Origin of the sequence: Amphritea sp. (genome assembly GCF_048266285.1) — a bacterium.
Taxonomy (GTDB): Bacteria; Pseudomonadota; Gammaproteobacteria; order Pseudomonadales; family Balneatricaceae; genus Amphritea.
In genome coordinates, this window is sequence record NZ_JBLWZV010000008.1 from 76,110 (window position 1) to 90,973 (window position 14,864).

The window sequence follows — 14,864 nt, forward strand, 5'->3', positions numbered from 1 at the left end:
TCAGACCTCCTGCTTTTTCAGAAATGCCGCTGCGATAACCACTAAAATGGGGCCGAACAGGGACAGCACCATGATATCCCCCATCAATTCGGTAAAGCTCAAGCCTTTGGTAAAGGCGGCAACACTGAGATGCATATAATAGGTCGCTGGCCATAAAACACCGATAAGATAACCGCCCCCCTCCATGGTTGAGGTGGGCTGTACCAAGCCGGAAAAGTTAATGGTCGGCATGATTAACAGAATCGCAGTCGCAAACACGGCGGCAACCTGAGATTTAGTGATCGTTGATACCAACAAACCAAAACTGGTTGAGGTAAAAACATACAGCAACGCACCGAGGGTTAAACCCGCCAAACTCCCCTTCAAAGGCACATCGAGCAAAAAGACCACCAGCAAGGTCAAAATCACGAAATTGACCATACCGATTGCGATATAGGGCAGCTGTTTACCAATCAAAAACTCAAACCGGTTGGTCGGGGTCACATAGAAATTGGTAATCGTGCCGATCTCTTTTTCCCGCGCCAGACTCACCGCCATCAGGATCGCCGGAAATAACAACAGCAGCATCGCCGGTGTTTTCGGGCCGATCGAATACATGGTTTCGAAGGTCGGGTTGTAACGATAGCGAGATTCCTGTGACACCTTGCTCATGGCGCTGGCATCGATGCCGACATTGGTCGCCAGTTGGGTCAGGTAGTGAACATGGGCGCCGTTAACATAACCGGCAATCGTATTCGCCCGGGTGGTGTTAGCGCCATCGATCCATGCCGAAATACTGGGGTTCTCCCCCTTTTTCAACTGCCGACCAAAGCCCGACGGTATCTCAATCGCAAGGGTGATATCGTTCGATCTCAAGCGTCGCTCAAGTTCCTCTTTACTCTGTAACGCAGGCTGTTCACTAAAATAGCGAGAACCTTCAAAATTACTTAAATATTCGCGACTCTCGGGGGTACGATCGTTATCTAGCGCCGCATAGGTGAGGTTTTCAACATCCAATGAGATCCCGTAGGCGATCACGATCAGCAGCATCGAACTGCCGAGAAAAGCAAATGCCATCCGTACCGGATCACGCATGACCTCCATGATTTCACGATAGCTGTAAGCCAGCAGTCGATTAAGACTGAAGCCATGCAGTTGCTCAGTTGTAGCTTGAGGAGCTAGCGCTTCGGTGTCTTCTTCAGCACCCGCTGTCAACGTTGTTGTGATGGCCGTTTGATCGGCCTGCACCGCAACATTCGACTCCTTCTCAGCAATAGCATCTTCAAGGTAGCTAATAAATGCATCTTCCAAAGAGGCAGCACCCTTGGCTTCCACCAGATGTTGCGGCTCATCATAGACCAGCACTTGGCCGGCATGCATCAGAGAGATCCGGTCGCAGCGCAGCGCTTCGTTCATAAAGTGGGTCGAGATAAAGATTGTCACCTTATCTTTCCGAGATAGCTCAACCAATAGCTCCCAGAAGCCATCTCGGGCAACGGGATCGACACCGGATGTTGGTTCATCAAGAATCAGCATTTCCGGCTCATGAATCACCGCCACTGCCAATGAAAGTCGCTGACGCATCCCCAAGGGCAATGATGAGGCCAAGGCATCCATATGCTCACCTAGGCTAAAACGCTTAACGAGGGCAGCAATACGGTCGCTGGCTTTTTCCGGCGGCAAATGAAACAGCCGAGCATGCAAGGTTAGGTTTTGCGCAACCGTCAGCTCGCCATAGAGGGAAAAAGCCTGGGTCATAAAGCCAACCCGTTTCCGCGTTTCTAAATCACTGGCATTGACCGGCTTGCCGAACAGAAACGCCTCACCCTCGGATACCGGTAACAATCCGGTCAACATCTTCATGGTGGTGGTTTTGCCGCAGCCGTTTGAACCGAGGAAACCAAAGATCTCGCCGGCTTGAATCTCAAAGCTAACGTTATCCACCGCGGTAAAGCTACCGAAGCGACGGGTTAAGCCTTTTGCGACAATCGCCGGGGTCGCTGCACTTTTTTCCAGCGGTGGGATGACCAGTTCAGTCATATCGCCGCGTTTGTCTTCCGGCAAAAGCCGCACGAAAGCGGTTTCTAAATCATCAGCACCTGTACGTTCCTTAAGTTCTGCTGGTGTACCAGTATCGAGCACTCGCCCAGCATCCATCGCAACCAGCCAGTCAAAGCCTTCAGCTTCATCCATATAGGCGGTAGACACCAACACACTCATACTTGGCCGTTCTTGACGAATCGTCGCGATCAGTTGCCAAAACTGCCGCCGAGACAGTGGATCAACACCGGTGGTTGGCTCATCTAAAATCAACAGGTCAGGGTCATGAATCAATGAGCAACAAAGCCCCAACTTCTGTTTCATGCCCCCCGATAAATTGCCCGCTTGGCGTGACAGAAACGGATCAAGCCCCGTCGCTTGAGTTAACCTAGCGATACGAACCTTGCGTTCAGCCGGCCCTTGGCCAAATAGCTTGCCAAAGAAATCAAGGTTTTCCTCAACACTGAGTTCGGCATAAAGGTTCTTGCCAAGCCCTTGGGGCATATAGGCAATCCCAGGACCAACCAGATTACGATGTGCAGCCAATGCCATATCACCGCCGAGCACCTCAAGATGACCTTGCTGCAGTTTGCGCGCGCCAGAAATAAGCCCCATCAGGGTCGATTTGCCAACACCATCCGGCCCTAGCAGCCCCACCATCAAGCCTGCGGGAATATCCAGAGTAATATCATCGACAGCGGCGACCTGTTTATAGGTGTGCGTAACACCTTGAAGCCGGGCGATCGGGCGATCTTGTTGAGCCATTATTGGCACCCGTTAGTTATTGCTAGTGGCTGGATTGACCATCGGGGGCAGCTTCTGAAGAAATTCGGGCCATTCTGAAGACTGTTCACCCGATAGCGGAGCAAGACGAATATACGCCACCCCACGTACGCCGGTTTTAACACGATCGATATAGGCCTGTACTAAGGCTTCTGGCACCCGAACCTTGACCCGGAACATCAGTTTTTCCCGCTCGCTTGCGGTTTCGACCTCTTTCGGAGTGAATTGTGATTCCGGTGACACGAAGCTAACAGTGGCGGGAATAGCCACATCGAGAATATCCAGCTTAACCCGAGCCTCGGCACCGATAGAAACACGATATGCTTGGGATGAGGGTAAAAAAGTTTCCATATAGACATCGGCTAGATTTACCAGTGTTAGCACCTTACCGCCGCTGCCCAACACTTCACCGGGCTCCGCAAGACGATATAGCACTCGGCCAATACTCGGAGCAACCAGTGTTGCATCGTCAATCTGTGTTTGAATGCCTTGAGCATCCGCCCGCGCAGCATCCACATTGCGTTGTTGCGAAACCAAGGTTGCCTCAGCCGCTTTAAGGTTAGCCTTCGCCACAGCCACCGCACTCACGTTGGTATCATATGATTCCTGACTAGCGTGGCCTCTTTTCAGTAATTCCCGTGCGCGAGCGAGTTCTTGTTGCGCTAACACCAGCCTAGCCTTAGCCTGAGCAATCGACGCTTCAGCGGCTGCCACCTGACTTTCAGCACTAGCGATCTGAGCATCCGCCCGTAACCGCTGCGCACGTAACTGTGCGGTATCAATCATGGCAACCGTTTGCCCTGGCTGGACTAGATCACCCTCTTGTGCCGATATAGACTCTACACGACCCGCAATCTTTGTTGAGATATCCATTTGCACCGCTTCAATGCGTCCATTACCCGAAGCGATATCCGCCGGTAAGCCAGGCGCTTGAAAGTACTGCCACAGCAGCCAGCTTGCAGCAACGGCCAGTATTAAACACACACCGATTATGACTCGCTTCACGTTATTCTCCATTATCCAAACATCGCCAACTGATTATCGTTGAACCTGCTGTCCATCAACCTAGCAGCCATTGCCATGATTCAATCGCCCACCAGCCATATTTAAACCATACAAAGGGGCGTATAAATCTATCCCAACTAGCATTCAAACATACATAACACACCGTCTGAGATGCTGTTATGCGAGCTAATACCCGCCTCTGTTAACTCATGTGAATAGAATATCAACAATCTAAGGGGGATTTCATCGACCTCAATCAACCATGGGCCCAGTAAACGCTAAACCACTGCCCCATATCGGTGATAACGGTAAGTTGTGACAGAAATTTAAATTAGCATACTCTAAATTAGCATTCAAACCATACTAATAAGCGATTCATAGCAAAAGATTCACCTAGCAGACAACCATGACCCAGTGAAACTCGCTAATTAAAGGATTAGTGAAAGGGTTAGCCGAAAAAAGTAGAGCGACCAGCCCCGATTACCCATCACTTTTACAGTTTGATATTTCCTTGATGTTTCCTTGATACTGGCATGACGATACCTCTTCGATAATCCCACTTCCAATCTTACCTCTGCGGTAAGACAACTATGAATGTGGGTTTTCCAGCTATGTCGTTCGCCATTAAAAAAATCTTCCAGAAACTGCCTAACCAATGCTCCAGTTGGCTAATGACGCTACTGGTATCAACCTATTTAATGGTGATGTTCAATGCCAGCTTCTTTTCCGCTGTCTACGAAATCCATGGCGTCAACAGCCTTAAAGACCTGCTTTTTATGGTGGGTTTATTCTTTTTCTTCATGGCGATTTTTAATTTATTTCTGACTTTATTAGCGCTTCCCTGGGTGTTGAAACCGGTGCTTATTACGCTGTTAATCACCGCATCAGTAGCGACTTACTTCATGCAGACTTACAACATCATGATCGATAAAACCATGATCATGAATATGATGGAAACCGATGTTAAAGAAAGCACCGAGTTATTCAGTATCAGTCTATTGGTCTACGTTACTCTGACGGGCGTCTTACCTGCCCTATGGGTTTGGCATGTACAGATCAACTATGGCTCGCCACTACGGTTCCTGCTAACGAAAATCACGACATTCGTTACCATTACTCTTGTTATTGGTCTTATCGCAGTGACCTTCTACCAGGACTACGCCTCACTTTTTCGTAACCACCGATATGTGCGAGACCTGATCGTCCCCCTCAACTATGTGTACTCTTTGCAATCCTATGCGCAGCATTTTCTGCCGAAAAATAAACGTGAATTTCAAACTGTCGGTAGCGATGCACACCTAGGCTTGAGTTGGCAGTCTAAGGCACAGAAAAAGGTAGTCACTATTCTGGTTGTAGGTGAAACGGCGCGTCGGGCTAACTTTTCACTGTACGATTATCAACGGCAAACAACACCTAAATTGAGTCAGCAAAATATTGTCAGCTTTAGTGATTTTTCATCTTGCGGAACATCCACCGCGGTCTCTTTGCCCTGTATGTTTTCCAACATGGACCGCTCCAATTATGACCATGATCAGGCAATCAATTCCGACAATTTATTAGATGTATTACAACGGTCGGGACTTAGCGTTATCTGGGAAGATAATAATTCAGGCTGCAAAGGCGTTTGCAACCGTGTTGAGAGTATCAATTTAATGGACGCCGATAACCCGAATCTGTGCCATGACGGTGAGTGTTACGACATGATTCTACTGGAAAAACTAGAACAGACGATCAGCGCAGCAGCTAACAATGTGGTCATTGTCTTGCACCAAAAAGGAAGTCATGGCCCTAGCTATTTTATGCGCACCCCTGAGGCGTTTAGAAAATTTTCACCTATCTGTGACACCAACCAACTGCAAGAGTGCAGCCAGCAGGAAATCATCAACGCCTATGACAACACCATTCTCTACACCGATTATTTTCTTTCTGAGGTGATCAACTTTCTAAAATCGAGAAGTGATCAATATGACGCCAGCATGCTGTATCTCTCTGATCACGGTGAATCACTGGGTGAAAACAATCTGTACCTGCACGGAGTGCCCTATATGTTGGCGCCAAAAGAACAAACCGAGGTGCCATTCATCTTCTGGATGGATGATGGTTTCGCCAATCGCTTTTCAATCAGTAAAAGCTGCGTAGACGGCAAACGTAAACGTCATTTTAGTCACGACAATCTGTTTGATTCAATGCTGGGATTACTCGATGTGCAGACTGACGCTTACCGCCAAGAAATGGATATTTTCAGCAGCTGTCGACCCGTTAACAAAGCATCCACCATTGCCGCCACATCCCATGAATAGAAGAGTCATCATGTTAAAAACTGAACAACAGCCGCTAACCACAGATGCATCGGCTTTTAAAGGTATCAAAGGCGTCAAGCGGTTAGTGTTAGCCACAGGCTATTCCATCAAAGGCTTGCAAGCGGCATGGCAGCATGAGGCAGCCATTCGACAAGAAACACTCTGTGCACTGGTACTGATCCCTTTGGCACTTTATCTCGGTCAGGATTCCATCGAACGCATTTTATTGATCGCCAGTGTTCTCTTGCTGATCCTTGTTGAGCTACTGAATTCGGCGATCGAAGCTGTCGTTGATCGTATCGGTGTCGAACTCCATGAACTTAGCGGCAGAGCAAAAGATATGGGTTCTGCTGCGGTTTTGCTGGCATTAATGATTGTACTCATGACATGGGGGCTAATCATTCTATGAACAGATCTTTGTCTTATCACTGGGTCATGCCTCTGCCGCTGTTACTGATCGCGACCTACCTGCTCGACGTGCAAGGCTTAGATTTACGGCTAGCCGATGCCATTTACGCTTTCGAGGGAAACAGCTGGAACCTGCAAGATAGTTGGTTATTAGAAACGGTTATCCATAAGGGGGGACGAATGCTCGTCGGCGCTCTCATTCTTTTAAATCTAGGGGCGCTAGCCAGCACTTGGCTAAGTCAAAGTATGCGCTCCTATCGGGCAGGCCTAGGGTACCTGTTTGGCGCGGTGATAACCTCTTTGCTGATCGTTTCTGGTTTGAAAGATATTACCCATATCTCGTGTCCGTGGGATTTCCAACGCTATGGCGGAGAGCAGTTTTATGCCCCGATCGTTAATGCTATATTCGGCTCGGGCACTGTTCGCTGCTTCCCGGCGGGACATGCTAGTGGCGGCTATGCCTGGGTCGCATTGTATTTCTTCTGCCGTCTCTATAAGCCCCAATGGCGCATGGCGGCACTTTCTGTTGGCTTATTACTGGGTATGGCGTTTGGCCTGTCGCAACAATTTCGCGGCGCTCACTTCCTTTCCCATGACCTTTGGACATTAGCAATCTGTTGGTATACGGCCTTAGCAAGCTATCAATGGCTGTTTCGCCACCGTACAGCCGCAGCTTAATATGCTATAAGAACATCTCAGCATCACAATGCAGATTACCCCTGAGCTATATAAATTTATCCGTCTTCTGACCCACGAGAACAGCGTTATGACACCGCCATCGAACAATGCCAAACGAAGATTGCTTATCGTTGAGGATAATAAACGACTGGCGGAAAACCTCTTTGAATATCTAGGCGAAGATAATTATGAGCTTGATTATGCCGCTGATGGTCTAACAGCACTCCACTTACTGGCGAGTCATCCCTATGACGTGATCATTCTCGATATTATGCTGCCGGGGGTAAACGGGTTAACCATTTGTCGCCGAATAAGAGAGGACCTAAATTCTTCAGTTCCCGTGTTAATGCTCACGGCGAGAGACTCGATTGAAGATAAAACCCAAGCCTTTGATAACGGCGCAGATGACTATTTGGTCAAACCCTTTCATATGAAAGAGCTGGAGCTGCGCATACAAGCATTATGTCGCCGCCGGCAAACGAATAACGACTGTTTAACGGCGAACAATATCCGCTATTACCCCGGCACCTTAACCGTCAAACTGCAGGATCAACGCGAACTGAAATTAATAGGTTATGCCGCAACCATCTTTGAAACATTGATTAGAAAGTATCCCGACTATGTGACTTATCAACACCTCAGTACGGATATCTGGGGTCATCCGGATGGGGATATTAATGTCATTCGAACCCATGTCTACGTGTTACGAAAAACGTTAAAGAACACTTATGGCCAAGACATGATCAAAACACTTCATGGACGCGGGTATTGCCTTGATCCCGCCTAGTGCATAGGTAGCTATATGGAACGCTCGATCTCCAGCCGCATTAAAAAACTGTTTTTCTGGACCTATACACTCAGCGTCCTAGCAGTACTCTTCACCGCTTGGCTCTTTCTGGAGTTTATGGAAGGCACCATGATGAAAATGGACAAGCAATCGGAAATAGAGCACCTACTGAGCCGCCACGATACAGATCAAGTGGTACACGTAAAATCAGCGATGTTAACCCTAACCTACCTGCCAACCCATACGTCTGAAATAGAAAACCTCCCCATCATTTTTCGCAATCTATCCATCCCTTATGAAGGTGAAGTCGAATTTTTAGACAAAGAGTATATGGTTATTATCGATAAGGTCCCTGGAGGTACTTTCTTTCTTGCAAAAGACCAGTCACTCTTTGGTCAATATGAAGCCCTGATGATATCTGTCTTATTGAGTCTGCTGGTGATAGCCATCCTATTGGGATATGGCCTATCGATAATGATTAGCCGTATGGTCTCGAGCCCCGTCACCCAACTGACACAAGACATTCAGTCTATCGATAACCTCACCTGTCTGCCGGAAACCTATAAAGATGCAGAATTAAACCGGATCTCCGCTTGTTTCAATGCCTTTCTGAGTAAGATCGATGCCCTGATCAAGCGAGAACGCTCCCTTATCACAATGGCCAGTCACGAACTAAGAACCCCCGTCGCGGTTATTCTTGGCGCCGCAGAGGTCATTGAACATAGACAGCAATTACAGGCCGACGATCAAAAAACGCTGCAGAGAATCATCAGTTCAGCAGAGATAATGTCTGATAATATCAAAGCACTATTAACCATCGTACGTCAGACAAAAGACACCGCCGTTAACGAATCTTTCTCGCTACTAACACTTGCAAATGATGTAACCGCAAGCATCGCGGATGCCACACCCAACGCAAAAGAACGAATAGAGATTCAATCTCTGAAGGGCGATACCTTAATCGAAGCCGACAGTAGTATTGTGAGAATTTTACTGAGCAACCTCATCAATAATGGGCTGAACCATAATGAGGGGAAAGTCATTGTCGTCATCTCTGATCAATTTATTGAGGTGTGGGATGAGGCCGAAAAATCAGTCGTCAACACGCTGGACAGCGCATTAGTGAGCGATGCAAAAGAAAGCCATGGACTAGGTCTCTATATTGTCACACTGATCTGCGAACAACTGGAATGGAGATTCACCTTGGAACACACGCCAACCCGAGGCACCTATGCCCGCATCGTCTTTCAACCGTAAAAACCGATGCTCTCAACGCAGGAATTTTTTGCTAATTGCATACAGAGAGACAAACAAGCTTAAAAATGGTGCAGGAAAAACAGTTAACAGATCACGACATAGCGCCGAAACGGATTATCTTCAAACTAGACAGAATGATGATTTAGACAAATAAACAAGATGAGGTAATGGGGGCAGCCCCACCAGCCACATCCCGGCACACGAATCCACCGCTGTGGCTGCTCCCTTCCAGGCCTGACCAGGTTCACGGTTTATCGTTGCGGGAGGACCAATGGAGCCACCATAACGTGACCATTAAGGTCGTCTCGAACGAGACAGGCGGGCAGTATAACAGCCTGTTCGGTAGATGCAAACCCGATTATAGCCGCGACCGAAAACTAATGGCGCAGGCTGTGAAATATGTTTAGAAAACAACCATTAATCATCGGATTTAAACTCTTTGGTAATACGCCGTACATACAGCCAAACTAATAACACCACCGCCGGTAATGAGTAACTTAGCCAGTGAATAGCCGTATCCTGCGGCGCGCCGGTGGTTAGATGACGAATGGTGCGTTCAACCAAATCAAATACATAGTAGGTCACAACAATAATTGAGAAAGTTTCTAGCTTCGCCTGCAGTGTCAGTTGACGACGGGTGCGTTTATTCATCGAACTAAGCAAACCGTGGATTTTCTGTTCGGTCGACAGATCGATCCGCGAACGTAATAGGTTGCTAGCCCGAGCGATACGCTGGGATAATCGCTCTAGCCGTTGAGCCGCCGACTGCCAAGTACGCATGGCGGGATCGACCCGACGCTCAATAAACTGTTCAAAGGTTTGTAGCCCTTCGATACGCACCTCCTCCAATTCAGAAATACGCATACGTACCAATGCATAATAAGCATCCGATGCAGAAAATCGGTTAACCGTATTCGCCGAGATCTCTTCCGCCTGTGCCGATAAAATCATCAGGGCATCTAGGCTATCAGATTCTTCACCCTTCTCCAGCTCACTTAACTTAACGGTGATAGCCGCCAGCTCACGATCCAGTAACGAAACTTGTTTCATCGCTTGGCGGGCCGGCTCTAAACTGAGTAATGCGACTGTTCTATAAGTATTAATTTCACACAGACGCTGTATCAATCGACCACATTGATAACCGTGCAGATCATTATTCTTCACTAACACTCGATCCAGCGCGAATACGCCTTCGGCACGAAAGTCGGTCCAAACCCTCGCAGCACCCCGCATCACATCGGAACCGACCACTTGGCGGTTGTGAAATAGTTGTTCAACCTGTGTGGCATCCGATTGATCACCGGCATCAAGCATCTGTATCTGCACACCACTGATCAACTCACCGGGAAGCTGTTCATGCCAGTTATCAGGTAAGCCTGGTAGGCTTTGCTGCCAATGCTCATCCAGTTGAATATGATACAGGGTCAAGGTGTAAAACTCTGTGTGCGCCTCCCACCGGAGCGCCAACGCGCCCAACTGCTGATAACAGAAGCTGGCCATCGGATCTAACCGCTGACCGCCACAGAGTTGGTAAAATGCCGAGATCTCGTCGTGTATGTCGGCGATGCTCTTATCCCCTAACATCAGCGCAAAGTGCAGTACTTTTAACGGCGCACTCAATTGCTGAAACGGCCGAGCATGAACTTCATCGGCTACCATTTGACGCTGTGTATGAAACTTCACGGTATTCACTCCACTGTACGCTGATGCAACCGACGCTGGCCTTCATCCACCATGAAAGGGTTTGCGACTCTGCCCTCTTACGCCGAAACCCTGATAATATTGCCCTAGTCGCAACGCGGCAGGGATTCAAACGTCAACATCAGACTAAAGTCTAAAGCGGTCTAATATACAGGAGCATTATGCAACAGGATAGCAGCCGACGTTTTATCGCTCGCCTCTTTACCCATCTCACTTGGATTATCATACTGGGGCTGTTTTATCTGTTTTTTCAGGATAAATGGCTACAGCAGAATGATCCCAATCATGGGCTGATGAACATCAACAACAATGCGCCTGTGGTATTACAGCGTAACCGTCAGGGACACTATGTAGCTCCGGGCAGAATTAATGACCACCCGGTACGCTTTTTACTGGATACAGGTGCTACCAACATCAGCATTCCGGGGACGCTGGCCGACAGTCTCAAGCTCACTCCCGGCCGAGCCGCCTATGCCAACACCGCTAATGGCACAATTAAGGTCTATGCCACCCAATTGGATTCCGTTGCACTCGGAGGCCTTTCGCTAAAACAGGTGTCGGCCCATATTAATCCCCATATGCAGGGCGAGACAGTTTTACTCGGCATGAGCTTTTTACAACACCTCGAACTGATACAAAAAGGCGATACTCTGACACTTAAATATTAATAATGTCGTTAATCGCCCTATCTTTTACAAGGCTGTCTTGCGCGAAACCCGCCATTGCCTTAAAATTGCGGCTGAATTCGTTTTTATACATTTTTTCAACATCAAGAGAAGGGCTGACGTCCTCGCCAACCTGCCTGCCTGGGTAAGGTGGTTGTTTTGCTGCTGATTTATCGCAAAACGATGTGGTCATTACCGACAATTTCAGGTAACCCCCACGCACAACGTCAGCTCTCATGAAAATGGGAGCAGATCCATGTTTGAAGCACATATTTATACAGAAGCGGCCAACCCCGACGCGGGTTTGCATCAGCGTTCTGTTAAACCTAATACACCAGCAAACTGTTGGCACACTATCTATCAGTGCAATGTTCGTTATTGGATGGCTGAAGGTAAGCGCCAAACTCGGCCAACACTGTTTCTCTACATTGAGTACTGCAACAAAGATAACAGCCACGGCTATAAGCTTATTGAGATACCACAAACCTCCTTAACGGTTGAGGATGCACAGCGGATTATCTCTCAAGCCTTACTCAGCCCTCAGCTAGACCCGATTAAGACAGAACAGTGGTGTAAAACGCTTTAACCATCGCTACCCCGAAGCTGCCTGAGACCTTCGATAGGCAGCTTATCTCTGTGTGCTTTCATCGTTATCTCGTTTTAAAAGCCTCGCGCTGAAACAGCCAGCTGCACTTATTAGTCCGATAAATGACTTTATAATCAGCCCCTTTTACCGATACTATGAATTATTCGCTCAGCAATAATCAGGTTGGCCATGCGCGCTATACGTAAACTGACGTACGACACCCTTGAGACGGGTAAAAATCACCACGGCTTTGGGAATATCATTCAGATTTTTCTCGTCGCACTGATATCCCTCAATGTCCTCTGCGTCATACTAGAAACCATGCCCTCAAACAATATCGAAGAGCAGCGTTGGTTTAGTCAATTTGAGATTTTTTCGGTCATCATTTTCAGCATTGAATATCTGGCTAGGGTCTGGAGCAGTGTTGAAAATGAAGAGATAAAGCATGGCCACCCGTTATGGAGCCGGCTACGTTATATGCTCACCCCCCTAGCACTGATCGACCTATTAGTTATTCTGCCGTTTTATCTCAGCATGATGATGATCGTCGATCTACGTTTTATGCGGGTACTACGTTTACTGCGGGTATTCAAACTCACCCGTTATTCAGCCTCGATGTCTCTGTTATTACAGGTGTTGCGGCGCGAAGCCCGATCAATCGGTGCTGCGCTATTTGTGATTTTAATGCTGATTATTCTGGCTTCTAGCCTGATCTACTATGCCGAACACCAAGCCCAGCCAGAAGTGTTTAGCAGTATCCCGGCGGCGATGTGGTGGGCCATTGTGACCATGACCACCTTAGGTTATGGCGATGTTATTCCCATCACCGTGGTCGGCAAAGTTCTGGCGTCCATCATCAGTATCATGAGTTTGGGTATCGTCGCCCTCCCCGCCGGTATCCTCGCATCGGGTTTTAACGAAGCGATTCGAGAGCGGCGTACGACCTATGAGAAGATGGTGCATATGGCCATTCAGGATGGCAAGATCGATACCATTGAGCAAAATGCACTCAATCAAATGCGTGAAACATTGGGTATCAGTAAAGAGGATGCGGCCAACATTCTACATGCCAGCCTAAATCGGAATATGGAAAAAGACTTAGAGCGAGATATGGGACGCTTGCGCAACGAGATCGACTCGGTACTGCACGACCGCTGTCCCCATTGTCACTACAAGGTTAAGTGGCTTGAACGTCGTAACCATAACGGCGATAAACATAACGAAGGTTAGCCTCCGTTATCGATCGGTTGAATAGATCTAGTGAATAACTCGCCTGTATAGTCCAACTTAAAGGTCAACTTAAAAGGCCAACTCAATTGATATTCACTAAACTCATTTCATCTTAATCCAACCCGTTAAACTCATCCTCATGCAACCAAGCGGCATGTTTAGGTGCCTTTTTAGTCCGTGACCACTCTTCCAACATCAATGGCGCGACTCTTTTTAGCTCAGCCATCTGTGCATCACTGCCCTTAGTATGGGTCAGTTCTAGACGATGGCCATTGGGATCAAAAAAGTAGATCGAACGGATAATACCGTGCTCTGTTGGCCCAATTACATCGATACCCTTCGCTTCAATATCCGCTTTGGCGGCCAATAACGCCGCTTCATCTTTCACCCGAAAAGCGATGTGTTGCACCCAGGCAGGGGTATTCTGATCACGATCCATTTTCGGTTTAGTTGGCAGTTCAAAAAAGGCTAGAATATTGCCATTACCCGCATCCAAAAACAGATGCATATAGGGATCAGGCTCTTTAGTTGAAGGCACGCGATCTTCAGCAATCGCCACCAAAAACTCCATATTCAGCACATCTTGGTAAAATTCAACCGTTTCTTTGGCATCATTACAGCGATACGCAACATGGTGTATCTGTTCAATTTCGATCATGGGTCAACCTCATAATAATCGTTATTCTTGTTATCGAGCCGTTATCTAGCTGTTGTGTCCAAAGTAGCATTTCGCTTTCAACCTAGCTATATCAGTAACATTCGTTACTATATGGCTTAAGTTTTTTAGACTTTTAACCTTTTGTTTTAATTGATTAAATTTAGAATAACACCGATTATTCGGTAACTGGAAATTGTCTTTTTCACCAATAGCCTTATAGAATATACGCCATTATTATCTCTTTTATGGATGAACCTCAGTGAATGACCCATCAACCACTCAGGATAAGGTCGAGCCGATATTTGAACTGAACCAGTTTTTTCCTTATCAGTTATCCAATTTGGACTCGGCCGTCAGTCAATCAATGTCTCAGCTTTATCACGGTCGATTTAAGTTAAATCGCCAAGAATGGCGAATACTGGTGGTACTGGGTGCTAACCCGCCGATGTCGGCAAAAGCCATTGCCAGCACTTGTAAACTGGAGAAAATGCCGGTTAGCCGTGGCATCAGTCGCCTCACGGACACAGGTCTGATACAGCGACAGGAAGATAGTCAGGATCGACGTTACTCCCGTCTGAGCCTGACCGATGAAGGCCGTTCAATCTATAAAAAATTAGTGCCGCTGATCTTGGCGCGGGAAGCCTTTATTCTTTCCGCACTATCCAGTGAAGAACAGCAACAGCTACAGGATTTAATGACGAAAGTCCGGCAAAAAGCGGAAGAGTTGCAACTTTGTGGTTAAGACTTAATCGCTGCTTGACGAACCTGTTAGCTAGCAACACTCGAC

General features: G+C 47.6%; 13 protein-coding genes, 1 other RNA gene and 1 riboswitch. Of the genes, 9 read left to right on the top strand and 5 right to left on the bottom strand.

Translation table 11 applies throughout. The annotated features are described in order from the left end of the window. Both rbbA and ACN0T0_RS11220 read right to left on the bottom strand, forming a co-directional pair. Entirely contained in the window at nucleotides 1-2,784 is a 2,784-nt protein-coding gene (gene rbbA / locus ACN0T0_RS11215; protein WP_417226081.1) for a ribosome-associated ATPase/putative transporter RbbA, read from the bottom strand. Between the two features lie 12 nt (nucleotides 2,785-2,796). Next, on the bottom strand, nucleotides 2,797-3,807 hold the full coding sequence (locus ACN0T0_RS11220; protein ID WP_417226083.1) for an HlyD family secretion protein: 1,011 nt from the start codon (nucleotides 3,805-3,807) through the stop codon (nucleotides 2,797-2,799). A 611-nt stretch (nucleotides 3,808-4,418) separates the two neighbouring features. Here ACN0T0_RS11220 and ACN0T0_RS11225 point away from each other — a divergent pair. From ACN0T0_RS11225 to ACN0T0_RS11245, 5 genes are read left to right on the top strand one after another with little or no spacing between them, the layout of a single operon-like run. Further along, on the top strand, nucleotides 4,419-6,107 hold the full coding sequence (locus ACN0T0_RS11225; RefSeq protein ID WP_417226085.1) for a phosphoethanolamine transferase: 1,689 nt from the start codon (nucleotides 4,419-4,421) through the stop codon (nucleotides 6,105-6,107). Nucleotides 6,108-6,117: 10 nt separating this feature from the next. Further along, nucleotides 6,118-6,516 (top strand): diacylglycerol kinase, encoded by a 399-nt coding sequence (locus ACN0T0_RS11230; RefSeq protein ID WP_417226087.1) that lies wholly within the window; start codon nucleotides 6,118-6,120, stop codon nucleotides 6,514-6,516. Further along, complete coding sequence (locus ACN0T0_RS11235; RefSeq protein ID WP_417226088.1) at nucleotides 6,513-7,193, top strand: phosphatase PAP2 family protein; 681 nt, start codon at nucleotides 6,513-6,515, stop codon at nucleotides 7,191-7,193. Before ACN0T0_RS11230 ends, ACN0T0_RS11235 begins: the two co-directional genes overlap by 4 nt. Before the next feature lie 28 nt (nucleotides 7,194-7,221). Continuing rightward, on the top strand, nucleotides 7,222-7,980 hold the full coding sequence (locus ACN0T0_RS11240; RefSeq protein WP_417226090.1) for a response regulator transcription factor: 759 nt from the start codon (nucleotides 7,222-7,224) through the stop codon (nucleotides 7,978-7,980). A gap of 15 nt (nucleotides 7,981-7,995) precedes the next feature. Then, a complete protein-coding gene (locus ACN0T0_RS11245; protein ID WP_417226092.1) occupies nucleotides 7,996-9,237 on the top strand; it encodes a histidine kinase dimerization/phospho-acceptor domain-containing protein in 1,242 nt (413 codons plus the stop codon). 177 nt (nucleotides 9,238-9,414) lie between these two features. On the opposite strand, the gene ffs is transcribed toward ACN0T0_RS11245, so the two are convergent. Both ffs and ACN0T0_RS11255 read right to left on the bottom strand, forming a co-directional pair. Continuing rightward, an RNA gene (gene ffs, locus ACN0T0_RS11250) (signal recognition particle sRNA small type) lies at nucleotides 9,415-9,511 on the bottom strand. 143 nt (nucleotides 9,512-9,654) lie between these two features. Then, a complete protein-coding gene (locus ACN0T0_RS11255; RefSeq protein WP_417226094.1) occupies nucleotides 9,655-10,920 on the bottom strand; it encodes a DUF3422 family protein in 1,266 nt (421 codons plus the stop codon). A gap of 179 nt (nucleotides 10,921-11,099) precedes the next feature. Between ACN0T0_RS11255 and ACN0T0_RS11260 the strand changes: the two genes are divergently transcribed. From ACN0T0_RS11260 to ACN0T0_RS11270, 3 genes are all read left to right on the top strand, one after another. Then, nucleotides 11,100-11,606, top strand: coding sequence for a retropepsin-like aspartic protease family protein (locus tag ACN0T0_RS11260; protein ID WP_417226096.1), 507 nt, complete (start codon nucleotides 11,100-11,102; stop codon nucleotides 11,604-11,606). A 93-nt stretch (nucleotides 11,607-11,699) separates the two neighbouring features. Further along, a riboswitch (SAM-I-IV-variant riboswitch) is annotated at nucleotides 11,700-11,819 on the top strand. A gap of 40 nt (nucleotides 11,820-11,859) precedes the next feature. Further along, nucleotides 11,860-12,189, top strand: coding sequence for a hypothetical protein (locus ACN0T0_RS11265; RefSeq protein ID WP_417226097.1), 330 nt, complete (start codon nucleotides 11,860-11,862; stop codon nucleotides 12,187-12,189). Nucleotides 12,190-12,378: 189 nt separating this feature from the next. Next, nucleotides 12,379-13,419, top strand: a complete 1,041-nt coding sequence (locus ACN0T0_RS11270; protein ID WP_417226099.1) for an ion transporter — start codon at nucleotides 12,379-12,381, stop codon at nucleotides 13,417-13,419. 112 nt (nucleotides 13,420-13,531) lie between these two features. On the opposite strand, the gene ACN0T0_RS11275 is transcribed toward ACN0T0_RS11270, so the two are convergent. Continuing rightward, on the bottom strand, nucleotides 13,532-14,077 hold the full coding sequence (locus ACN0T0_RS11275) for a VOC family protein (protein WP_417226101.1): 546 nt from the start codon (nucleotides 14,075-14,077) through the stop codon (nucleotides 13,532-13,534). A gap of 259 nt (nucleotides 14,078-14,336) precedes the next feature. Here ACN0T0_RS11275 and ACN0T0_RS11280 point away from each other — a divergent pair, with 259 nt between their 5' ends. Then, complete coding sequence (locus ACN0T0_RS11280) at nucleotides 14,337-14,819, top strand: MarR family winged helix-turn-helix transcriptional regulator (protein WP_417226103.1); 483 nt, start codon at nucleotides 14,337-14,339, stop codon at nucleotides 14,817-14,819. Nucleotides 14,820-14,864: the final 45 nt, after the last annotated feature.